This is a genomic window from Streptomyces cathayae (assembly GCF_029760955.1).
Classification (GTDB): Bacteria; Actinomycetota; Actinomycetes; order Streptomycetales; family Streptomycetaceae; genus Streptomyces; species Streptomyces cathayae.
Map to the genome: position 1 here is coordinate 3,568,048 of NZ_CP121682.1, position 22,685 is coordinate 3,590,732.

Annotated in this window: 20 protein-coding genes and 1 tRNA gene; 13 read left to right on the forward strand and 8 right to left on the reverse strand. The window is 71.1% G+C overall.

The features are described from left to right. Positions 1-25 precede the first annotated feature (25 nt). The gene (locus tag PYS65_RS16150) at positions 26-850 is read right to left on the reverse strand and encodes a helix-turn-helix domain-containing protein (protein WP_279337968.1); all 825 of its coding nucleotides are present in this window, start codon (positions 848-850) and stop codon (positions 26-28) included. Between the two features lie 383 nt (positions 851-1,233). Here PYS65_RS16150 and PYS65_RS16155 point away from each other — a divergent pair, with 383 nt between their 5' ends. Next, a complete protein-coding gene (locus tag PYS65_RS16155) occupies positions 1,234-1,713 on the forward strand; it encodes an ATP-binding protein (RefSeq protein WP_279334655.1) in 480 nt (159 codons plus the stop codon). Positions 1,714-1,791: 78 nt separating this feature from the next. Here PYS65_RS16155 and PYS65_RS16160 read toward each other — a convergent pair whose 3' ends face one another. Further along, positions 1,792-2,091, reverse strand: a complete 300-nt coding sequence (locus tag PYS65_RS16160) for a DUF397 domain-containing protein (protein ID WP_279334656.1) — start codon at positions 2,089-2,091, stop codon at positions 1,792-1,794. Between the two features lie 355 nt (positions 2,092-2,446). On the opposite strand from PYS65_RS16160, the gene PYS65_RS16165 reads away from it, so the two are divergent. Both PYS65_RS16165 and PYS65_RS16170 read left to right on the forward strand, forming a co-directional pair. Further along, positions 2,447-3,016: a hypothetical protein gene (locus PYS65_RS16165; RefSeq protein WP_387040684.1), complete on the forward strand. Its 570-nt coding sequence runs from the start codon at positions 2,447-2,449 to the stop codon at positions 3,014-3,016. Between the two features lie 94 nt (positions 3,017-3,110). After that, positions 3,111-3,671: a DUF4232 domain-containing protein gene (locus tag PYS65_RS16170; RefSeq protein ID WP_279334657.1), complete on the forward strand. Its 561-nt coding sequence runs from the start codon at positions 3,111-3,113 to the stop codon at positions 3,669-3,671. A 264-nt stretch (positions 3,672-3,935) separates the two neighbouring features. On the opposite strand, the gene PYS65_RS16175 is transcribed toward PYS65_RS16170, so the two are convergent. Next, positions 3,936-5,075 (reverse strand): DUF2786 domain-containing protein, encoded by a 1,140-nt coding sequence (locus PYS65_RS16175; RefSeq protein WP_279334658.1) that lies wholly within the window; start codon positions 5,073-5,075, stop codon positions 3,936-3,938. Between the two features lie 109 nt (positions 5,076-5,184). Between PYS65_RS16175 and PYS65_RS16180 the strand changes: the two genes are divergently transcribed. The 5 genes from PYS65_RS16180 to PYS65_RS16200 are packed head-to-tail and all read left to right on the forward strand — an operon-like array spanning position 5,185 to position 8,773. Further along, entirely contained in the window at positions 5,185-5,964 is a 780-nt protein-coding gene (locus tag PYS65_RS16180) for a Clp protease N-terminal domain-containing protein (protein WP_279334659.1), read from the forward strand. A 57-nt stretch (positions 5,965-6,021) separates the two neighbouring features. Continuing rightward, positions 6,022-7,710: a bifunctional 3'-5' exonuclease/DNA polymerase gene (locus PYS65_RS16185; protein ID WP_279337970.1), complete on the forward strand. Its 1,689-nt coding sequence runs from the start codon at positions 6,022-6,024 to the stop codon at positions 7,708-7,710. A gap of 59 nt (positions 7,711-7,769) precedes the next feature. Further along, on the forward strand, positions 7,770-8,081 hold the full coding sequence (locus PYS65_RS16190) for a hypothetical protein (RefSeq protein WP_279334660.1): 312 nt from the start codon (positions 7,770-7,772) through the stop codon (positions 8,079-8,081). A 24-nt stretch (positions 8,082-8,105) separates the two neighbouring features. Continuing rightward, positions 8,106-8,384, forward strand: a complete 279-nt coding sequence (locus PYS65_RS16195) for a hypothetical protein (RefSeq protein ID WP_279334661.1) — start codon at positions 8,106-8,108, stop codon at positions 8,382-8,384. Next, positions 8,381-8,773 (forward strand): type II toxin-antitoxin system VapC family toxin, encoded by a 393-nt coding sequence (locus tag PYS65_RS16200; RefSeq protein ID WP_279334662.1) that lies wholly within the window; start codon positions 8,381-8,383, stop codon positions 8,771-8,773. Before PYS65_RS16195 ends, PYS65_RS16200 begins: the two co-directional genes overlap by 4 nt. A gap of 44 nt (positions 8,774-8,817) precedes the next feature. On the opposite strand, the gene PYS65_RS16205 is transcribed toward PYS65_RS16200, so the two are convergent. Next, positions 8,818-10,956 carry a hypothetical protein gene (locus PYS65_RS16205; RefSeq protein WP_279334663.1) on the reverse strand — a complete coding sequence of 713 codons (2,139 nt, stop codon included), beginning with the start codon at positions 10,954-10,956 and terminating at the stop codon, positions 8,818-8,820. Between the two features lie 112 nt (positions 10,957-11,068). On the opposite strand from PYS65_RS16205, the gene PYS65_RS16210 reads away from it, so the two are divergent. From PYS65_RS16210 to PYS65_RS16230, 5 genes are all read left to right on the forward strand, one after another. Further along, positions 11,069-11,209 (forward strand): hypothetical protein, encoded by a 141-nt coding sequence (locus tag PYS65_RS16210; RefSeq protein ID WP_279334664.1) that lies wholly within the window; start codon positions 11,069-11,071, stop codon positions 11,207-11,209. Between the two features lie 368 nt (positions 11,210-11,577). Continuing rightward, positions 11,578-12,054 (forward strand): hypothetical protein, encoded by a 477-nt coding sequence (locus tag PYS65_RS16215; RefSeq protein WP_279334665.1) that lies wholly within the window; start codon positions 11,578-11,580, stop codon positions 12,052-12,054. Between the two features lie 5 nt (positions 12,055-12,059). After that, a complete protein-coding gene (locus tag PYS65_RS16220) occupies positions 12,060-14,174 on the forward strand; it encodes a hypothetical protein (protein ID WP_279334666.1) in 2,115 nt (704 codons plus the stop codon). After that, on the forward strand, positions 14,171-14,716 hold the full coding sequence (locus tag PYS65_RS16225) for a hypothetical protein (RefSeq protein WP_279334667.1): 546 nt from the start codon (positions 14,171-14,173) through the stop codon (positions 14,714-14,716). The genes PYS65_RS16220 and PYS65_RS16225 overlap by 4 nt, the downstream gene beginning before the upstream one ends. 139 nt (positions 14,717-14,855) lie before the next feature. Continuing rightward, entirely contained in the window at positions 14,856-15,683 is an 828-nt protein-coding gene (locus PYS65_RS16230; RefSeq protein ID WP_279334668.1) for an HARBI1 family protein, read from the forward strand. Positions 15,684-16,310: 627 nt separating this feature from the next. Here PYS65_RS16230 and PYS65_RS16235 read toward each other — a convergent pair. The 4 genes from PYS65_RS16235 to tmk all read right to left on the reverse strand — a co-directional run bounded on the left by PYS65_RS16235 (position 16,311) and on the right by tmk (position 22,594). Beyond that, positions 16,311-16,384 (reverse strand) — tRNA-Thr (locus PYS65_RS16235). A gap of 119 nt (positions 16,385-16,503) precedes the next feature. After that, positions 16,504-18,099 (reverse strand): alpha/beta hydrolase, encoded by a 1,596-nt coding sequence (locus tag PYS65_RS16240; RefSeq protein ID WP_279334669.1) that lies wholly within the window; start codon positions 18,097-18,099, stop codon positions 16,504-16,506. Between the two features lie 80 nt (positions 18,100-18,179). Further along, the gene (locus PYS65_RS16245) at positions 18,180-19,385 is read right to left on the reverse strand and encodes a DNA polymerase III subunit delta' (protein WP_279334670.1); all 1,206 of its coding nucleotides are present in this window, start codon (positions 19,383-19,385) and stop codon (positions 18,180-18,182) included. An 89-nt stretch (positions 19,386-19,474) separates the two neighbouring features. Further along, positions 19,475-22,594, reverse strand: coding sequence for a dTMP kinase (gene tmk / locus PYS65_RS16250; protein ID WP_279334671.1), 3,120 nt, complete (start codon positions 22,592-22,594; stop codon positions 19,475-19,477). Between the last annotated feature and the right edge of the window lie 91 nt (positions 22,595-22,685).

Sequence of the window (22,685 nt, forward strand, 5' to 3'; positions counted from 1 at the left end):
GATCGTTCGTCATCGTACTTGTGTTTCAAGAGAGTTGAAGGAGTCCTCGGAGAAGGTCCCGGCTCTCCGAGAGCCCCGGGCTGTCCTGCTGGAGCTCCTTGAGCGCCTTCTCGTACTGGGCGACGTCCTCGGCCTTGTCGAGGTACAGCGCGCTCGTCAGCTGCTCCAGGTAGACGACGTCCGACAGGTCGGACTCGGGGAAGCTGAGGATGGTGAACGCGCCGGACTCGCCGGAGTGGCCGCCGAGACCGAACGGCATGACCTGCAGCCGGACGTTGGGCCGCTCGGAGACCTCGATCAGATGCTGGAGCTGGCCCCGCATCACCTCGCGGTCCCCGTACGGGCGGCGCAACGCGGCCTCGTCGAGGATGATGTGGAACTCGGGGGCGTTCTCGGAGAGCAGGTACTTCTGCCGCTCCAGGCGCAGCGCCACCCGCCGTTCGACGTCGGCCTCGCTCGCGCCCTGCATGCCGCGCCGGACCACCGCGCGCGCGTACCCCTCGGTCTGCAACAGGCCGTGCACGAACTGCACCTCGTACACCCTGATCAGCGTGGCGGCGCCCTCGAGGCCCACATAGGTGGGGAACCAGCTGGGCAGCACGTCCGAGTAACTGTGCCACCAGCCCGCGACGTTGGCCTCCCGGGCCAGGGCGAGGAGCGAGGCGCGCTCCTGCTCGTCCGCGATGCCGTACAGCGTCAGCAGGTCCTCCACGTCCCTGGTCTTGAAGCTCACCCGGCCCAACTCCATCCGGCTGATCTTCGATTCGGAGGCGCGGATCGAATACCCCGCGGCCTCTCGCGTGATCCCCCGAGCCTCACGCAGTCGCCTGAGTTGTGATCCGAGCAGCATGCGCCGCACCACCGATCCCGGCTCTCCCGCGCTCACGTTCGCCAGCCTCCCCAACGTCTGCCAGGGCCCGAAGTCTGCCACTAAAACACTCCGAGCAGTACTCGGGCGGTTACGGAAACGGAATCGAGCCAGGGGTTCCGTTCGGGAAGGAACACGGTTCGGGCAACAGGAGGGGCTGAGGGGACGGAAAGACGACGGAAAGGTGACGGAAAAATTGACCAACAAGCGGTACGGGAGGGGCCATTCCGGTCAGCTGCACGTGCATCTGCCCTTGCATCTGCCTTGCGCATCCGAAACCATGGCCTTCGCACCACCGCCGTATCGCCGTATCGCTACGACCGCGAATTCCGGGAGTGCCTCGCATGGGGACGAATGGATCGACCATGCTCGAGCCGTTACGGCAGGGCCTTCCGCCGCTGGACCCCGCGGCCGTGTCCGACGCCGCCTCCTGCTCCCTCCCCGCCCGCTACGAGGCGGTGCGCGAGGCCCGCCGGTTCACCCGGAAGACCTGTGACCAGTGGGACGTGGGCGACCGTTTCGACGATGCGTGTCTGGTCGTCTCCGAGCTGGTGACCAACGCCCTGCGGCACGGCATGCCGGCCGCGGCGCCACGGCTGACGGGGCAGGAACCGCCGGTGCGGCTGCACCTGATGCGGTGGACCGGGCGGCTGGTGTGCGCGGTGCGCGACCCCAGCCACGACAGTCCCGTCGCCGGTGCGGCGGGCGACTTCTCCGCCGAGTCGGGCCGCGGACTGCTGCTGGTCGAATCGCTCAGCGACAGCTGGGGCTGGCAGCCGACGAGGGGGGCGCTCGGCAGCAAGGTGGTCTGGGCCCTGTTCCGGCTGCGCGATCCCGTCGTGTGACGCGACGCCGCGCGCCTGGACACCGTCTTCCCTCTACGCGCGTCACCGCCCCGGAGCCGGGGACGGAGGGCCGCCGGGTCAGCCGGCGACGAGGTGGTCGAACTCGCCGTCCTTGACGCCGAGCAGCATCGCCTCGATCTCCGCGCGGGTGTAGACGAGCGCGGGCCCCTCGGGAAAGCGGGAGTTGCGCACCGCCACCTCACCCCCGGGCAGCCGGGCGAACTCCACGCAGGATCCCTGCGAATTGCTGTGCCGGCTCTTCTGCCAGACCACGCCGTCCAGCCCGGTGGCCGCCATGCCGTTGTACACGCGGGACGCGCCGGCGCCGTCGTACACGTCCCCCTCGTACACGTCGCCGTCGTACACGTCGTGGTCCACAGGTCGCTCCCCGGTGTGCACTGGCTGGTGTGGCCATCGATGCAGTGGTCAACTGATCCGGATCATAGCTTTGTTCATGTGCAAACGCATGGGCAGATGCACGTGCACGCGGGGTGCTCCTGCGGTTACAGCGTTGCCGCCGGGCCTGCCGGTCCCCGTCTGGAAGTGAGACGCACACAAGGGCTCTCCTGTTCCCTTGTGTGTCTTCGTGTGTCCTTCAGTGCCCTGCTTAGTCCTGCAAGCGGTCTCTTTTTCGGTGCGCGGTGTCACCGGGGTGGTCGGGCGCCGGGTACGTCCTGTTAGCTGACTCCGGCCGTTCCGGCCGACGGGGCCGACCACAGCTAGGGGGCTTGCGGTGACATCGGTGGATCAGGGCATCGCGGGGGCGTGCGCCGCGTCGGGCCGACGCATGCGGATCGCGTACGCGGCCCTGGGGCTGGCCGGCGCGCTGGTGCTCGCCGGGTGCGGCGGTGACGGCGGCTCCCGCGACGACTCCGCGCCCGGCGCCACGCCGTCCGCGCCGGCCACACCGTCCACGTCGGCCACCACGGCCGCCCCCGGGTCCGGCGGCACCGGGTCCGGCGGTCCGGACGCGACCGGCGTCCCCGCGGGCAGACTGGAGGGCAGCTGGCTCACCACGGCCGGGGGCAAGGCCGTGATCCTGATGTTCACCGGCGACCAGGCGGCCCTTTTCACCATGGGCGGCACCGTGTGCAGCGGCACCGCGCGGGAGGACACCGGGGCCTCGACGATCAGCCTGAAGTGCCCGGACGGCAAGGCGGACCGGACGAGCGGCACGGTCACCTCCGTGAGCGGGTCCACCCTGAAGGTCACCTGGGAGAGCCCCCTCGGCACCGAGACGTTCACCAAGGCCGAGGGCGGCCGGATGCCGCAGGGGCTGCCGACCGCGGGGCTGGGGTCGTAGGGCCCGCCCGGCGGGCTCTGCCCTCCGGGTGCGCCGGAAGGGCTTCCCGGGTGTGATGATCTGGGGGCTGCTCCACGACCTCAGGGGAATCATCATGCGCGCCATGCCGACCACCGTCACCGCCGTCACCGCCCTCCTCCTGCTGACCGCCTGCGGCGGCGAGGGCGGTGGAGACAAGGCGAAGGACGACGCGAAGCAGAAGCAGGAGAGCGTGGCCTGTTCGATGGCGAAGGTGAGCCTGGAAGTCGGCCCCGCGAGCGAGGCCCCGGCCGCCGGTGACACCGGCGAGGTCCCCGTGGACCTCGTCAACCAGGGCCCCGCCTGCATCCTGGACGGCTTCCCCGAGGCGAGCCTGGTGGCGGCGGAGGGCGAGCCTGTCGCGCTGGCACCGACGGACGGCGCCACGGCCCAGAAGCTGACCCTGGCCGAGGGCGGGTCCGCCTCCTTCACCGTCACCTATGTGCGCGGACCGGAGGACGCCGGCCAGAGCCTGGACGTGAAGACCCTGGAGATCAGCCTCCCCGGCGCCACCGACACCCGCGCGTTCCCCTGGTCGTACGGCCCGGTGGCGCACCAGGGCGAGGGCGAAGGCTCGGGAACGGGAACGGGCGCGGCCGACGCGTCCGTGAGCGCCTTCCAGCGGTCGGGGGACTGAGCGGCCAGGAGACCGGACAGGCGGCGTCTGGGCGGGCGATGACCGGACAGGCGATGACCGGGCGGGCTGCGACCGGGCGGTTAGTGACCGGGCGGGTAGTGACAGACGGGCGGTGTCTGGGCAGGCGGCAACCGGGCAGGCAGCGTCTGTGCTGGCGATGACTGGCAGGCAGTACCTGGGCGGGCAGTGACGGACGGGCAGTACCTGGGCAGGCAGCGCCTGGGCGGGCGGTGACCGGGCGGGCGGCGTCCGGGTGGCCCCGGTTCAGGGGCGCCGTCCGGAAAGCCGTCCGCGCGCTTCGACCTGGGCGTCGTCCGCCGCCCGCGCGCCCTCCTCCCATCCCGCCGCGTCGCTCACCCCGCGCAGCCGGGTGGTCGTCGTCTCCGGGAACAGGCGGTCCAGCCGTTCGGTGACCGCGACGTCGCGGGAGGCGAGCACCGGCAGCAGATCGTCCGTCACCTGCCCCTCGGCGGCCGCCGCGAGACGCGCGCCCACGCGGTGGACGTACGCCGCGAGGAAGGACTGCCGGAAGGTCTTGGTCCGCTTGCGTCCCCCGGCCCGCTGAGCCGCCTCCGCCTTCGCCATGGCCGTACCGGCCTGCACGAGCAGTGAGGTGTGCAGGAGTTCGACCGCCTCCAGGTCGGAGGCGAAGCCGACCACGGTGGAGAAGCCGAGGGCCTCGTTCCACACGGCCCGGCAGTGGTTCGCGGTGGCGATCGCGTCCAGCAGCACGGCCTTGGTCTGCTCGTACGGCGGCTCCACACCGATCCGGCAGGCGCCCGGAGCCGTCGCCGAGGGGGCCCGCACCGCGAGCAGCGCCTCGTCGACACTGTGCCGTGCCATCAGCTCCTGTGCCTTGGCGGTGAGGGCCTCCGCCTCCTCCGGGAACCCGGTCGCCTCCGCCTTGGCCAGCAGCGCGCGGATGCGGCCCAGCGTGCGGGACTCCGGGTTCCGTTCCCGCCCGGATGAGCCCGTGTCCCCGTCGGGCTCGTCGAGGGGTTCGAGGGCGGGCAGGCGCAGCAGCAGCCGGTACAGCTCCAGTACGGCGGTGGCGTGCGAGAAGCGGTCGGTGCGTTCACCGAGGCCGCCGAGGCCGCCGAGATCGCCGAGCTGGGCGTGCCAGCGAGGGCCGCGGGGCCGGTCGTGCGGTGCCTGCGCGTGGATCAGCACCGCGACCAGCCGCACGTGCACGTCGTCCAGTTCGCGCCGGACGATCCGTACGAGGTCGGCGGGCTGCCAGCCGCGCCGCCAGGCCGTCGCCACGAACTCCTCGCCCCGCCCGGCGAGTTCGGCGTCCGCCGCCGGATCGGAGGCGAGCAGGGACGCGCCGGTGTCGAGGGCGTCGTCGGTGGTGGCGTACAGGGCGGCCCCGAAGGCGCGGTCGACGGTGCTGGACGTGCTCACGGACCGATCGTGCCATGCCCCCTCTCCCCGCCGAGCCCTCAGCCTGACACACCCACCCACCTGTCAACTCGCGGTTGACACCCTTCCACTGTCAACCTACGGTTGACACATGACGACGAACCCCGGCATCAAGTCATCCGTACGTCTCGACGACCTCATCGCGGCCATCAAGAAGGTCCACGAGGAACCCCTCCAGCAGCTTCAGGACGCGGTGCTCGCGGGAGAGCACCTCGGCGACGTGGCGGACCACCTGATCGGCCACTTCGTGGACCAGGCCCGGCGCTCGGGCGCCTCCTGGACGGACATCGGCAAGAGCATGGGCGTCACCCGCCAGGCGGCCCAGAAGCGTTTCGTGACCAAGGACTCGGCCCCGCTCGACCCGAACGAGGGCTTCCACCGCTACACGCCCCGCGCCCGCAACGTGGTGATGGCCTCGCACAACGAGGCCAAGGCCGCGCGGAACGCCGAGGGCCTGCCCGAGCACCTGGTCCTCGGACTGCTGGCCGAGCCGGGCAGCCTGGCCGCGAAGGCGATCACCGAACAGGGCGTCACCCTGGAAGCGGTCCGCGCGGCCGCGACCGCGCTGCTCCCGCCGCCCGCCGAAGAGGCCCCCGAGCTGGTGCCGTACGGCGCGGCGGCCAAGAAGGTCCTGGAGCTCACCTTCCGCGAGGCCCTCCGCCTCGGCCACAACTACGTCGGCACCGAACACCTCCTGCTCGCCCTGCTGGAACACGAGAACGGCGAGGGCCTCCTCAGCGGCCTCGGCATCGACAAGACCACCACCGAGCGGTACGTCACCGAGATGCTGGCGGAGTTCCTGGAGACCCAGGAACCGGAGGCGGCGGACGGACAGTCCACGAAGTCCGAGTCCGAGCCCGGTCAGGGCTGACCCGGACATCCGGGCCCGGGGGGTGTTGTCAGACCCTCCTGCCACACTCGCAGCATGGTGGCCGACCGGTGGGCACTCGCTCCGGCCGAGGACGGCGGCGTGGACCTCGCCCCCCTCGGTCCGGACGGGCTGCCCGCCGCTCCGGTGCGGCGGGAGGCGGATCCCGCCGAGGCCGTGCGGAGCCGTCCCGGAGTCACGCGGTGGGTGTGGCGGTCCACCGCCGAGATCCATCCGCGCCTGCTCGCCGCGGGGGTGCGAGTGGCGCGGTGCCACGACGTCGAGGCCGCCGAGACGCTCCTGCTCGGCCACGAGGGGCGGTACGGGGAGCCCCGTTCCGCCGCGGCCGCCCTGGCCCGGCTGCGCGGCGGCCCCGTACCGCCCGATCCACCGCAGCGCCCGGCCGATCCGGGCGCGCAGCCCTCCCTCTTCGAACCCCGCGACGCACACATACCGCTGGCGGACCTCCTCGCGGTCTACGCCGAGCAGCAGCGCCGGCTCGGGGCTACGGCGCATCCGGACAGGATGCGGCTGCTCGTGGCCGCCGAGTCGGCCGGGATGCTCGTCGCCGCCGAGATGAACCGCGCGGGGGTGCCCTGGCGGGCGGACGTGCACCGCGCGGTCCTGCACGACCTTCTCGGCGAGCGGTACGCGGGCGGCGGCGAGCCGCGCAGACTCGCCGAACTCGCCGACGAGGTGTCCGCCGCCTTCGGCCGCCGGGTGCGGCCCGACCTGCCCGCCGACGTCGTCAAGGCGTTCGCACAGGCCGGGATCAAGGTCTCCTCGACCCGCCGCTGGGAGCTCGAGTCCCTCGACCATCCGGCGGTGGAACCGCTGATCGAGTACAAGAAGCTGTACCGCATCCGGGTCGCCCACGGCTGGTCCTGGCTCCAGGACTGGGTGCGCGACGGCCGCTTCCGGCCCGAGTTCCTGGCAGGCGGGACGGTGACGGGCCGTTGGGTGACCAACGGCGGGGGCGCGCTGCAGATTCCCAAGGTGATCCGCCGCGCGGTGGTCGCCGACCCGGGCTGGCGGCTGGTCGTCGCCGACGCCGCCCAGATGGAGCCACGGGTCCTGGCCGCGATCTCCCGCGACCCCGGACTGATGGAGGTGGCCGGCCGGGAGACCGACCTCTACCAGTCGGTGTCCGACCGCGTCTTCTCCGGCGATCGCGCGCAGGCCAAGCTCGCCGTCCTCGGCGCGGTCTACGGCCAGACCTCCGGCGACGGCCTGAAGAACCTCGCCGCCCTACGGCGCCGCTTCCCCCAGGCGGTCGCCTACGTCGACGAGGCCGCCCGCGCGGGCGAGGAGGGCAGGCTCGTACGGACCTGGCTGGGCCGCACCTGCCCACCCGCGGCCCGTACGGCGGACGACGCGGCGGAGGAGGCGGGCATCCCGGCCGCGGAGGAGGAACCCGACGCCGCCCGGCAGTGGGTGCCGGGCTATGCCTCGACCGACGCCCGCGCGCGGGGGCGCTTCACCCGCAACTTCGTCGTCCAGGGCAGCGCCGCCGACTGGACCCTGCTGCTGCTCGCCGCACTGCGGCAGACCCTGACGGACATGGCCGCCGAACTGGTCTTCTTCCAGCACGACGAGGTGATCGTGCACTGCCCCGAACAGGAGGCGCAGACGGTGGCGGACGCGATCCGCGACGCCGCCACCCTCGCGGGCCGGCTGACGTTCGGACAGACCCCCGTCCGCTTCCCGTTCACGACGGCGGTGGTGGAGTGCTACGCGGACGCCGAATGAGGCTTCGGGAAACCGGAAAATGAGACCGTTCGAGTCGGCCGAAAACCCAAGGAGCCAGCATGGCCAGGACGGTCATCAAACTCGACGAAGCCACGCGCTCCTTCGACACCAGAACGAAGGCCCAGGCCGTGCAGCTCGCCATGGAGGACGCCGTCAAACGCCATCTGCGGCAAGAGGGCTTCGACGCCATGGCCGCCGGCGAGTTCGACTTCAGTGAGATCGTCGAGAGCACAGGCCCCGCAACGCCGACGGAACCCTCAAGCGCAAAGACGGCTGGGCCACCTGATGCAAGATCTCCGCCTGATCGACGAGTCCGCTCTCGCTCGCTGAACGGAACCCACCGTGGGGGCATGAACCACCCAGCCCGATAACAAGAGTTTTGTTAAACTGGTTCCATGGCCTCCTCCCCCGACCCCGCTCCCGGCGAAGGCCCCGTTCGCCCGGTCTCCGTCTCCCTTCATGAAGGCACCATCGCGGCTCTCAAGGCACGTACCGGCAAGCGCGGGATGTCCGCCTACGTCGAAGCCCTCATCCAGCGCCAACTGGAACGCGACCGGCTGCGTGAACTCATCGAAGACGCGGAAGCCGAACACGGACCGGTCGACCAGTCAGCGGTCGAGGCCAGGCGGGCGATCCTGCGCGGTGACGCGGTCAGCTCAGCGGACGCCGCGTGAGCGGCACCCTCGTCCTCGACTGCGAGGGCCTGTCCAAACTCGTACGACGCACAGCCGAACTCACCGAGTGGCTGGCCGCGGCCGAGGCGGAAGACATCCGCGTCATCACCAGCTCCGTCACCCTCGTCGAAGCCCGCGACCCCAGGACCAACCAGGCCCGCTTCGACTACGCCGTCTCCCGCCTGAACATCGTTCCGCCCACCGAAGCCATCGCCCGCCACGCCAGCAAGCTCCTCGCCGCAGCCGGGCTTCACGGCCACAAGTACGCCCTCGATGCGATCGTCGCCGCCACCGCCCTCGCCTCACCCGCCCCGGTGACCGTCCTGACCTCGGATCCCGAAGACCTCCACCTGCTCTGCGGCCCCGTCATCCGCATTGCCAAGGTCTGATCACAGCGCGCCGCCGGGGGCGCCGGTGACCCGCGTTGCTCCGGTCAGCGGCGCCGCTTGCGGGTGTTCTTGCCGGTGGGGCGCCCGCGCTTGCGGGAGCGAACGGTGCGGGCGGTGGGAGAGCGCAGCGCCCTGGCCGCCAGTTGCCTGAGTTCGTCGAGTCCGGCCCGGTCCGGGTGCGCGGAGGCCAGGGCGGCGGCAACCGCCTCCCTGACCTCGGGGCCCTGGGCGCGCAGCGCCTCCTCGGCGCCGTCCCGGCCGCCCGCCAGCTCCACGAGCTGAAGCAGGCTCTCGGCGAGCACCAGCAGATGCTCGGCATCGGTCATGTCCTCGGGGGACAGCAGTTCACACTGCGCCAGCGTGTTCAGCGCCGGCGGCGCCAACCGGCTGTCACCCCGCAGCCGGTGCAACAGCCGCTCGCCCTCACCGTCCGGCAACGCCACCTGCAGCACGTCGAGCATCGCCTGTGCACGGGTGCGGAAGGCCATGTTCCCCACGGCGTCCGTCAGTTGCCGCAGAGCGGCCTCCCGCTCCCCGCGGGCCGAAAGCCAGTCGGCCAGCTCCACACGGGCGGTGTCCAGGTCGTAGTCCTCGGCCAGTGCCCCCAGCAGACCGGCCGCCGGCGCCTGAGCCAGCTCACCGACCAGCGGCGCGTCCCGGCCGACCGCCAGCAGTCGCTGCCGTACGGCCCGGGTGCCCAGTCCGGTGAGACGGATGAGCTCCACCGGCCCCGCCGTCAGCTCCGCACGCCGGGCATCGGCACGCTCCTGCGCCGCCGGATCCGCTGCCGTCCCCGCGACGCCCAGCAGTTCCGCAAGCTCCGGCGGCATGTCCGCGGGCAGTTCGGGTCCGGCATCGGGGAGATCGACTCCCAGGAACACCGGATCGGCCATCCCCTGGTCACGCTCGATCGCCCCCAGGTCGTCCAGCACGTCGAGCACCGTGCGCAGGTCCCGGTCGGCATGCTCGAACCACATCCGGTGCCGGAGGTCCGACCCCTCGTCCAGCTGGAAACGGGCCCGGTAGGCCAGGCGCACGGAGTCGCGCAGCCGCGGCCAGGGCATCGGGTACGGCAGGCTGTAGAGCGTGTTCAGCACATCTTCCAGCACGTCCTCGTAGGCGTCGAACAGCATCGACTCGACGTGCCGGCCGCCACGCGGCCCGATCAGGGCCTGCCGCAGCTCGAAGCACGCGTCGAAGGCGCGCAACCACAGCTGGAGCGGATCGGCCAGCACCGGCCGGGCCCTGGCCACCGCGTACAACCGCCCCTTGGTCACCCGGACCAGCCGCGCCTTCTTCGCCCACTCCACCAGCAGCCCCAGCCGCGGCAGATCGGCCGCCGAACGCACGCCCTCGGTGCTGTCGCCGGTGCCCAGCACGTCCACCAGCTCACGGGCGTCCGCCATCCGCAGCCGTCCCGTTCCCGTCACCGCCCGGCCGCCCGGCCCCGCCCACTCGGCGAGCCCGCGCACCTGCGACACGATCGCCGACGCCTCGGCCCGCCGTCGCAACTCGTCGTCCGTGGGGAGCGTCACGGGCAGCTGCGGTTCGGCCCGGGCCGCACCGGACAGTGCGCGGCCGGTCAGCCGTTGCTCCATGATCGCGTCGAGGGTCTGCCGGTCGTGGGCGACCTCCCCGCGCTGCGCCCGGTCCGCGAAGCGCTGCAACGCCGCCCCGTCCCGGATGTCCGCGCCCTGCTCGGCGGCTGTCGTCATCCAGTACTTCGCCAGGCCCCAGCGGGTGCGGTCCGCCATCGCCGCCGGGTACCGTTCCGCGGCCGCGTCGACCGCGGCGAGGGAGTCCTCGAGCACGGGGCCGCGCGGGTCCGCCAACTGCGCGGCGTGCAGATAGCGCAGCAGCGTGCGCAAGGTGCCCGGGGCGTCGCCGCGTTCCTCCCCGGGGAGTTCGGTGACCTGCTGGGGAAACCAGGACAGGAGCAGTTCCTCCACGTGCCGCGGCTCCCACCACCCGAGTCGGCCGTCGACGGTCGCCCGGTGCCGGTACTCCAACGCCACCTCGGCCAGGAAGGCGTCCACCGGCAGACCCTGCTCCCCGGCCCACCGGACCAGCCGGTCGACCAGCAACGCACACCCCGCCTCGAACTCCTCCTCCGCCTCGGCCTCGAACCGCATCCACATGAACCCGCCCGCCCCACTCGCCCGCAGTGCCTTGTGCCACACCACGCTACCGCCGCACCACGCCGAGTCCGCGCGGCAAAGACCAACTCGGTCGAACTGGGCCAACTTGACTTAAAGTGACTTAACTTAGACCAGTTTGCGCTGGTGTCATCGGGCGTTGGCGCGGCCACCAGACCTCTTCGCCCGGGAGGCGGAGTGGGGCGACCTCGAACAGTTCGTCTCCTCCGACGCCCCCGGCCTGTACATCGGAATCCTCCACGGCCGACGGCGTACCGGAAAGAGCTTCCTGCCGCGCTGAACCGTTCCGGGTCCGGCAGGGACTCGATCGTCGGAAAGGATCGAGTCATGGCACGTCAGGCGAGGGCCACGGCGGCGGGGACCCGTGGGCCTCAGTCGGCTTCCCCGGTGAACGCCGGCAACAGGGGCGGGCGCCCGCCCGTGTGACCGAGGCCGGAGCATGGCCAGGGGCCGGAGGGCGCGTGACCGGGACTTCCCGGTTCCGAAGGGCGGCTCCAGGAGAGGCGCGTCCTCATGGACTGTGAAGACACCGTGCACAAGGACGGTGCTTGAGTGACGCCGCGTCACCGCATGAAAGGGTGTTCGAAGCCGGGTGGAAACACACCGGTGTGCCGGGCGAAGTCGCATACGAGGAGGGGGCTCGTCCGCATGGCGTGGGACGAATGGGAGCAGATCAAGGCCGAGGTCGCCCAGAAGCAGGCGGCGTCGATGCAGTTGAACGGGATCGCTCCCGACACGGGCCATGGTGGCGGAGGCGCCGCACCGGACCTGGTGGTGCATGACGACCAGTTGGGCAAGCTCGGGAACATGGCCTACGACCTGCGCGAACGGCTGGCGGTGGACGGCGATGTCGCGCGGCCGAGCACCTTCACGGCATCCATCGACCTCTTCAACGACGGCCTGGACATGGGCTCCGCGCTCACCGAACTGCACGACGCGTGGGGCACCCAGCTGGGCACTCTGAAGGAGGCGTGCGCCCACATCTCCAACCACCTGGACTTCACACGGGCCCAGCATGCGAAGGACGAGGACCACGTCGTGACCGGCATGCGGAACGCGGCGGGTCACCTGATGACCGTGTCGCGGATCAACGACTACTACGCTCCGAAGTCCGCGGAGGCCTGAGACTCGTGGCGACGGACACGTTGACCGTGCAGGAACTCAACGACCTGCGCCTGGGCACCCTGAAGACCTCGGTGGACGACTGGCGGACCATGGTCGGCCGACTGGAGAAGCTGGCCACGGGCGGTGACGGCCAGGTCAGCGCGGAGGATCTGCAGAAGAAGGCCGACGCGGCGGACTGGGTGGGCGTCAACGCCACGGTGTCACGGCAGTTCGTGACCAGGACCGCGGCGCAGTTCGACGACGCGGCCTCCGAGGCCAAGAGCGTGCTAGCCGTCCTGAGCGACGCGCACGCCGCGTTCACGCAGCACAAGCAGGACCTGCGGACCGCGATCGACGAACTGGCGAAGCGCAGCATCTATGTCAACGGCAACGGGAGTGTGATCGCCTCGGCGCCCCCTCCCGCGGTTGCGGGAAAGGCCGACATCCCCAGGCCGACGGACCAGGAGTTGGAGGTCGCGCAGCGCAGGATCACCAGGATCCTGTGGGAGGCGACCGAGACCGACCGTATCGCCGCCCGCGCCCTGCGCCTGCTCGCCAAGGACAAGTACGACTTCACCGACCAGGGTTCGACCGGGCTGGAAGACGCCGACCACGACCAGGGCAGGGCGGACGCCGAGTACTGGCGCAAGGAGATCGCCAAGGGCAACGTCGAGGACTGGAGCGAGGAGAAACTGGCCCGCTTCAACGAGACGCTGAAGAACCAGCGGGACAACCCCGGCTTCACCGAGACCCTCGCCCTCGACCTGGGCGCCGACGGCACGCTCCAGTTCTGGCGCGACCTGGCCGACCCCGGCCAGGGCAGGACGCCCGACGGCGACCGTGCCAAGCTCCTGGGTGACGTCCAGAAGAACCTCAGCATGTCTCTCGCCGGCGCCTCCCACGGCACCTCACCGGAGATGGAGGCGTGGAAGAAGGACCTGATCGCCGCCAGCGGCAAGCTGTACGGGCACGAGGGCATCATGGCGAAGACGTACGGCTTCCAGATCATGAGCAACCTCATGGTCAAGGGGAAGTTCGACGAGGGCTTCCTGGACGACTACTACAAGGGCCTGCGCACCTTCGAGGCGGAGAAGAAACCCTTCGATCCCGCCTCGATCTGGGGCAACCCCGCCCTCGGAGGGGCCCAGCTCGACTACACGGCCAAGGGGCCCGACGGCGACTACGGAACGACCGGCAGCGACCCGATGACCGGCTTCCTCAAGGCCGTCTCCCACAACCCTGACTACGCCACCGAGCTGTTCAACCGCGAGGACGTGGCCGACTACCTCCTCACGGAGCGCGAGTACTACGACGAGGACGACCCCTACGGCAAGGGCGACGGCACGGTCCAGTCCCGCGACGCGCTCGGCAAGGCATTGCTGGCAGCGGGCACCGGCTTGAACCCGGACCAGCCGCACGTCATCACGTCGTACGACCACACCGACGCACAGCGGCAGGTCTTCGACGGCACCCTGAGACGCCTGGCCGACAAGGGCGACGACTTCCCGCCCGAGCTGCGGGACGACATGGCGGTGCTCCTGGGGAACTGGGGAGCAGACGTTCACCAGACCGCCAGTGAGTTGGATCCCGACGAAGGACCACTCGACTACGAGGACCTGCTCGAGGTGTCCAAGCAGGTCTCGCGTGATCAGTATGCCTACGGCACGCTGATGGAGAACGTAAGTCAAGCCATTGTCGCTGACATCCATGCGGAACATGAAGGCGACCCGAAAGAAGAGCTCATCCGAGCAGGACACACCGTCGGGTTCATGGAGTCCGTCCGTTACCAGGCGCTGGATACCGATAAGGAAGACCCCTCTTGGCCGGCGAAGTGGGGCTATCACGTGGTCGGCGGCGCAGCCAACTTCATACCGGTGGTCGGTGATGCAGTGCAGCGAGGAGTGGATTCCGCGGCCTACGCCTGGCAATTGGAAGAGCAAGGCCGCATCGATGACGAGCTTTCTATAGACAATAGGAAGAATTTCACTTCGCGCATAAAATACCTGAATGCACTGGGCGAGGAATGGTCTCGCGTCAATCCCGATCACGAACTGTCCGCGGACGGGGACAAGCTACTGCGGCAGGAAGTGATCGGAAACAGCGCTTTCAATGGGAACGACACTGCGAACAGGATGGCATGAATCGCACCACGATGAAAATCAGAACGCTACGCTCATCACTTCTGCTGACATCGACCCTTACAGCTCTGCTGATTTCAACTACTGGGTGCAGCTCCACCGGTTATGAAATTCCCACAACGATTTGCGGCAGGGCAATCGACCCGTCCGCACTGCAGCCCTTGCTGCCCCCCGGGCAGAACTTCGAGGCCCGGCATCAGATTTCCGAAGAAGACCAGTCAGCATGCTTCATCTTCATAGACAAGGCCAACGCACTCATAATCAGTGAAATTCGAGACCAAAGCAGATTCGACGTCATGGAATTCGCGAAACAGAATCGCAGATCTTCCGACAATCCCAGAAAATCCGAGGTTGGCGACGACACCGTGACGTCCGATGACTGGCTCATATCGATGAACGCCTGCACAGGGCGCGGAGCGGGGGACTACTACGTTCTGGATGTGTCCATCGCCCGAGAGACAGGCGAGGCGAAGCCCCAGGAACTCGAGCGATTCACCCAGTCGTATCTGCCGGAAGCAATGAAGGAGATGGGATGCACACAGTGAGCCCTTCCCGGTAAGCGGTGGTTGCTCGCTGTGATCGCGATGCTGGCACTGCGGCCCGTGGCATCCCCAAGTCCGGGCAGGCATAAGGCCCCTGGTAGGAACGATCTTGCGACAGAAAGATCCGACCGAGGGGCCTTACGTGCCGACCAGTGTCACATACACCGCCGTACTCGATGTGAAGCGGTCCACCGCCGAGCACCTGGCCCGACTGCTGCACGACCACCGGATCGCGGCCAGGACCCGCAAGGGACGGCGTGCACTGGGCTGCTTCAAGCAGGCGGTGCTCATCCTGCGCTGGTTCACCGACGGCACCCGCCTGTCCCAACTCGCCTGCGACAACGGACTGTCGACCTCCACCGCCTACCGCTACCTCCACGAAGGACTGACCGTGCTGTCCGCCGGGGCACCGGACCTCGCGACCGCGCTGGAGCGCGCGAAGGCGGCCGGGCTGACGCATCTCAACCTCGACGGCACCATCATCCGCACCGACCGCGTCGCCGCCCCCGGCCCCAACGGCGCGGACCTGTGGTGGTCCGGGAAGCACCAGCACCACGGAGGAAACGTGCAGGTCATCGCCACCCCGGACGGCTGGCCGATCTGGGTCTCACCGGTCCGGCCCGGCCGCGAGCACGACACCACCTGCGCCCGCCGCCACGGCCTGATCGACGGCCTGGGCCGCATCGCCGCCGAGCTGGACATGCCGACCCTGGTCGACCTCGGCTACGAGAACGCCGGCGACGGCTTCCGCCACCCGCACAAGAAGCCCGCGGGCGGCAAGCTGACCGAGACCCAGCAGACCTACAACAAGGTCATCCGCGGCATCCACGGCGTCTGCGAGCGCGCCAACTCCCTGCTCAAGACCACCTTCAAGGCCCTGCGCAGGGTCAGCCTCGACCCCAGCCGGATCACGCAGATCGCCGCCGCAGCCCTCGTCCTGCTCCAGCTCGAGTACGACCGCACCATCTGAACGATCACGCAACGTCATGATCCGTTACTGGCAAAGATTCAGTGAGCCCATGCCAGTAACGGCATGGGCCATTCCGTCAGTCGAGTCGATACCGAGCGCCTCTGGGCACAAGCCACCTCCCCCATCGGCCGACGGTCGCACGGCGGGCTCCTGGAACATCGGGAACCGTCTCCGCGGACGACTTCGTCCTCGCCCGGATCGATCGCCATCGGCACCGGTCACCGCTCTGCGCGCCGGCCGGTGATCCCGCGCGATCGCTGCCGACTGCCACCCGCTGACGCACAGAAACCACCTGGGCGCTCATCGGGTCGATCCGAAGGCCGAAGCCGATCAGTGAGTCCCTTCAGCGTTGCCACTCCAGGGCAAGGGCAGAGCTGTCAACCGGCGTCATGTGGTGTGGGCTGCCTCGGCATCCGTTCGACATCCGCCAGGACTTCAGGCGGGCGACTCCGTTCTGCTGATGCTCGTGCTGCGGGCAGGGTCCGGTCGACGGTCTTCTCTCGACGGGAGTGAGTTGCGCATCGCTCACGCAGGCGATGCCTCGGCGGTCCGGGCGCAGCGCCGTCGGCGCGTCCGCTGAACGGAAAAGGTCCAGCTCAAGGGTGTGGAGCTGGACCTTCTTCGGAGAGCCGCCTTCGGGATTCGAACCCGAGACCTACGCATTACGAGTGCGTTGCTCTGGCCATCTGAGCTAAGGCGGCGCACGCTGTCGGCACCATGGTGCGATCAGCGACGTCGGTAAGTCTACACAGTTTCGGATGGTGCTCCGTACCCACCCCGGAGGCGGGCCGGGGGCCTGCCTCCGGGGTGGGTGCACCGGCTAGGAACAGCGCTTTCCGTTCGTGGGCGGGGTGCCGCGGAGGAGGTAGGTGTTGATCGCGGAGTCGATGCAGTCGCTGCCCCGGCCGTAGGCGGTGTGGCCGTCGCCCTCGTAGGTGAGCAGGCGGGCCGAGGAGAGCTGGTCGGCGAGGGACTCGGCCCAGCGGTAGGGGGTGGCGGGGTCGCGGGTGGTACCGACGACGACGATCGGGGCCGCGCCCTTCGCCTCGATGCGCTGGGGCTTGCCCGTGGCGCCGACCGGCCAGTACTCGCAGTTCAGGGCGGCCCAGGCGAAGCTCTCGCCGAAGACCGGGGAGGCCTTCTCGAAGTCGGGGAGGGCGCCCCGTACCTGGTCCGGGGAGGTGAAGGCGGGCGGGAGGTCCAGGCAGTTCACGGCGGCGTTGGCGAACATCAGGTTCGCGTAGTCGCCCTTGGCGTCGCGTTCGTAGTAGCTGTCGGAGAGGGCCAGGAGTCCGGCGCCGTCGTTCTTCTTCATCGCCGCCGTCAGTGCCGCGCGCAGCCGTGGCCAGGCGCCCTCGTCGTACATGGCCGCGATCACGCCGGTGGTGGCCAGCGACTCGGTGAGCCTGCGGCCCGCGGTGTCCCCGGTGGGGATCGGCCGGGCGTCGAGTTCGGCGAAGAACTCCTTCAGGTTCTCGCCGACCTGTTCGACACCGGTGTTCCGGCCGCCGAGGGGGCAGTCGCTCTGTCGTACGCAGTCCTTCGCGAAGGCCGTGAACGCCGTGTCGAAGCCCGCCGTCTGCTCGATGTTGAGCTGCCGCGCCGACAGCGAGGGGTCCAGCGCGCCGTCCAGCACCAGCCGGCCCGTCCGGTCCGGGAAGAGCCCCGCGTACGTCGCCCCGAGGAAGGTGCCGTAGGAGGCACCCACGTAGTTCAGCTTCTCGTCGCCCAGCGCCGCCCGCACGATGTCCATGTCCCGGGCCGCCTCGACGGTCGACACATGGCGCAGCAGCTTCGGCGCGTCCGCCCCGCAGCCCTCGGCGAACCTCCGGTACGCGGCGACCAGCGTGTCGGTCTCCTTCGCGTCGTCCGGTGTGACGTCCGTCTGTGTGTACGTGTCCATCTCGGGGCCGTCCAGGCACTCGACGGGTTCGCTGCGGGCCACGCCCCGCGGGTCGACGGCCACCATGTCGTAGCGGGCGCGCACCTCGGCGGGGTAGCCGATGCCGGCGTACGCCTGGAGGTAGCCGATCGCCGAGCCGCCCGGCCCGCCGGGGTTGATCAGCAGCGAGCCCAGCCGCTCCCCCGGGCCCGTGGCCTTCTTCCGGGACACGGCGAGGCGGATGTCACCGGCGGACGGGTCGGCGTAGTCGAGCGGGGCCTTCAGCGTGGCGCACTGGAAGCCGGGCGCCCCGCAGTCGCGCCACTTCGGCTTCTGCTCGTAGTACGGAGTGAGCGCCGCGGGTGTGGCGCGGGGCAGTGCGGCCAGTGTCGCCGTCTCCTTCGCCGCCGACTTCGCGGAACCGGTGGTGCTCGTCGTACTCCCGGAGGAGCAGCCGGAGACCAGGAGCGCGGCGGCGGCGAGCAGCGTGGCTGCGGTGCGGGTCCTGCGGTGAAGGGTGCGCCGTGTGTGCATGATGCGAGCGTAACTGTGAGCGACGGCCCGAGTGCTTTGTGTGCGCCCCGTGCCCCGTACGAGTTACGGGGCGCGCGGATTCAGCCCGCTCTGAGTGCCATGGTCATCGCCTCCACGGCCAGCAGCGGGGCCACGTTGCGGTCGAGGGCGTCGCGGCAGGCGGCGATCGACTCGAGGCGGCGGAGTGTGGACTCGGGGGAGCTGCCGCGCGCCAGGCGCTCCAGGGCCTCCTCGGCGTCCGTGTTGGCGAGGGCGACGCGGGAGCCGAGCTGGAGCGCGAGGACGTCGCGGTAGAAGCTGGTGAGGTCGGTCAGGGCCACGTCGAGGCTGTCCCGTTGCGTACGCGTTCGGCGGCGCTTCTGCATGTCCTCCAGGTCCTTGACCACACCCGCCGTACCGCGGGGCAGCCGACCGCCCTGGACCGCGCCGAGCGCCGCCTTCAGCTCGTCGGTCTCCTTGGTGTCCATCTGCTCGGCCAGTTGTCTGGCGTCCTCGGCGGCGGCGTCGACGAGTTCCTGGGCCGCCTTGAGCGCGCTCCCCACGTCGTCGACCCGCAGCGGCAGCTTCAGCACGGCGGCGCGGCGCTCGCGGGCCGCCGGGTCGGTGGCCAGGCGGCGGGCCCGGTCGACATGGCCCTGGGTGGCGCGGGCGACGGCGGCCGCCACGTCCGGCTCGACGCCCTCGCGTCGTACGAGCAGGTCGGCGACGGCGTCCACGGAGGGCGTGCTCAGGTTGAGGTGGCGGCAGCGGGAGCGGATCGTCGGCAGGACGTCCTCGACCGACGGGGCGCAGAGCAGCCAGACCGTACGGGGGGCGGGCTCCTCCACGGCCTTGAGGACGGCGTTGGCGGAGCTCTCGTTCAGCCGCTCGGCGTCCTCGACGAGGATCACCTGCCAGCGGCCGTTCGCCGGGGCGGTGAACGACTTGCGGACGGTGTCGCGCATGTCGCGCACCAGGATCATCGCGCCGACGGCGGTGATCGTGCTCACGTCGGCGTGGGTGCCGATCAGGGCGGTGTGGCAGCCGTCGCAGAATCCGCAGCCCGGGACTCCGCCGAGGGCACGGTCGGGGCTGACGCACTGCAGCGCGGCGGCGAAGGCGCGCGCCGTCTGGTGGCGTCCGGCGCCGGGCGGGCCCGTGAACAGCCAGGCGTGGGTCATCTTCGACGCCGCCGGCGCGGGGGCGCCGGCCGCCGCGGCGGTGACGAGGGCGTCGGCGTCCCGGGCGGCGGCGGTGAGCTGTTCACTCACCCGCTGCTGCCCGACGAGGTCGTCCCACACGGTCATGGGTCACGCCGCCCTTCCATCCGCCGCGTCTTCGTCACGTCCACCGCACCTCCGTCACGTCCACCGCGTACGAGGCACCGCCACTCCTGTCAGCGGCCCCGGCCCCGGCCACCCTCGTCGCCGCGCCCGCCCTGGCCGTCGCCGCGCGGGCCCAGCAGTTCGTCCGCCAGCGTCGGCAGGTCGTCCAGCGGGGTCTCCTCGGCCCAGTCCGGACGCTGCCTGTTCCGGCCCGGCATGTTCTCGAGGTCGACCTGGGGCAGCTCGCGTGTGCTCACCTCATTGTCGTCCCGTGGGACCGCGGGCAGTACCGCCGTCTCCTCCACGTCACCCCGCGGCGGCACAGCGGGCAGCACCTCGGTCTCGTCGGCCGCCCGGGGCGGAACCGACACCTGCGGCAGCTCGGTGGTCACCTCGGCCGCGGAAGGCCCGGACGAAGCCGACGGCACCGGCGGCACCGACGCCCCGGAGGAACCGGGAGGCCCTGCGTCACGCCGGCCCGTGCCCGGCACCCTCGGCAGCACCGCCGTCTCGTCCGTGGCGCCCGGCACCGCCCCGAAGGGACCGGCCCCGTCCGTCGCCTTGGGGCCCGTCTCCGCCGCGGCCGCGGCCCGTTCCGCGCTGCGCCGGGCCTCCTCGGCCCGCCGCAGCGCGTCCTCGGCCTTGCGCTGCTTCTCCAGGCGCAGCGCCTCGGCCTCGGCGTGCAGCCGCTCCGCCTCCTCGGCCTGCTTGCGGCGGCGCTCCTCCTCGGCCCTGCGCCGGGTCTCCTCCTCCGCCCGTGCCTTCTCCTCGGCGAGGAGCCGCCGGCGCTCCTCCTCGGCTCGGCGGGCGGCCTCCTCGGCACGCTGCCGGGCCTCCTCCGCCTGCCGTTCGGCCTCGCGCCGCTGCGCCTCCTCCAGCTCGCGCCGCTTGCGCTCCTCCTCCTCGGCACGCAGCCGTTCCATCAGCTCCTGGCGCTCGCGCTCCAGGCGCTCCTCCTCGGCCTTGCGCGCCGCTTCCTCCTCCGCCTTGCGGCGGGCCTCCTCCTCGGCCTTGCGCCGCGCCTCCTCACGGGCCCGGATCTCGGCCTCGGAGAGCGGCAGCACCTGGTCGAGCCGGTGCCGGATCACGGTGCCGACCGCGTCCGGCTCCTGGCCGGCGTCGACCACCAGGTACCGGCCGGGGTCGGCCGCGGCCAGGGTGAGGAAACCGGCCCGCACGCGTGCGTGGAACTCGGCGGGCTCCGACTCCAGCCGGTCCGGTGCCTCGGTGAACCTCTCGCGCGCGGTCTCCGGCGCCACGTCCAGCAGCACGGTGAGGTGCGGCACGAGGCCGTTGGTCGCCCAGCGGTTGATGCGGGCGATCTCGGTCGGGGACAGGTCGCGTCCGGCGCCCTGGTAGGCCACCGAGGAATCGATGTAGCGGTCGGAGACGACGACGGCGCCGCGCTCCAGTGCGGGCCGTACGACCGTGTCGATGTGCTCGGCGCGGTCCGCCGCGTACAGCAGCGCCTCCGCGCGGTGGGACAGCCCGGCGCTGGAGACGTCCAGCAGGATCGACCGCAGCCGCTTGCCGACGGGGGTCGCCCCTGGCTCGCGCGTGAGCACGACCTCGTGGCCCTTGGCCCGGATCCACTCGGCGAGCGCCTCGGCCTGGGTGGACTTCCCGGCCCCGTCGCCGCCCTCCAGGGCGATGAAGAAGCCGGCGCCCGCCGGGACCGGTACCGGGTCGTCGCCGCCGAGCAGCGCGTCCCGCAGATCCTGGCGCAGCGGCACCCCGGAACGGTCGTCGACCTTGGCCAGCACCAGCGCGGCCACCGGCAGCAGCAGCGCGCCCACCAGCATCAGCGTGAACGCGGCACCGCCGTGCGCGAAGACGAACCGGCCGCTCTCCAGCCGGTGCGGCCCGATGGCCGCGGCCACCAGTGGGGCGATCACCGCGCCGAGTGCCACGAAGACGCGGACGACCGCGTGCAGGTGCTCCGTCGTACGGGCCCGCCGCTGGTCCTCGATCTCCTGGTCGAGCAGCGTGTGCCCGGTGTTGGCCGCGATGCCCGCGCCCACGCCGGCCAGCACGACGAGCAGCAGCACGCTGGTGACGTCCGGCACCAGACCGGCGGCCAGCAGCGCGACGCCGGTGAAGGCGAGCGCCAGGGCGAGCAGGCGGCGCCGCGACAGCGACGGCAGCAGGGAGGGCGCCGTCCGTATGCCGACGACGACACCGCCGGTCAGCGCGCCCACCAGCAGGCCGTACAGCACGGGCCCGCCGCCCAGGTCCGTGGCGTGCAGCACGAACACCGCGACGGCGGCCGACACCGCGGCGGCCACCAGGCCGGACGCCAGCACCAGCAGTGGCATCACGCCGGTGCGGCCCTTGTCGGGACCGGCGCCGGCGGCGCTCTTCGGGCGGCGCAGCCCCTCCAGCGGTGAGCGCGGGCGCGGGGTGCGCACGGCGGGCAGCTCGAGGAAGGTCAGGATCGACAGCGACGCGGCGAACAGTCCGGCCGCGACGTACGAGGCGAGGGCCGCCTGGTGCTGGGCGAACCAGTCGACGCCCGTGCCCAGCAGGTTGTTGAACAGCCCGGCGACGACGAGTACGAGGGCCGCGACCGGTACCACCACGAAGGTCGTGCGCAGCGACAGGCGGCGCAGCGCGTCCATGTGGTCCGGCAACGGCCGCACCGTCGCGCCCTCCGGGGGCGGGGCGGGCAGCAGCGCGGGGGCCGCGCCCTCCCGGCACACCGTCCAGAACCGCTCGGCGACCGATGTCACGAAGGCGGTGACGAGGAGGACGGCCAGGGCGTTTGCGGGCATCCAGTCGATCCACAGCGGGGCGACGATGAGCAGGGCCGCCCGCAGCCCGTCCGCGCCGACCATGGTCCAGCGGCGGTCCAGCGGTCCGTCCGGCGAGGTGAGCGCCGTGAGCGGGCCGAGGAGAACGGCGCCGAACAGCAGCGTCGCGAGGATCCGCACCCCGAAAACGGTCGCCACTGCGAACGCGGCGCCCCGGGAGCCGCCGCCGAACGAACCTTCGGCGATCGTCGCCTGGAGGACGAGGAGGACCAGTACGAGGAGGGCGAGGATGTCACCGACGCCGCCCACGAACTGCGCGCTCCACAGCCGTTTCAGCTGCGGACGGCGCAGCAGGGCGCGGACGGCGCGCTCGCGGGAGTCCGCGACCAGTGCGTCGTCGGGGGCCGGTTGAGGGGCCGCTGGCGGTTCGGCTCGCATCATGCGTTCAGCCTATCGGCCCGCGCCGACATCACGGCGCTTCACCCTGGCATGCGCACGCCCCGGCACCGAAGTGGTGCCGGGGCGTTCGCAT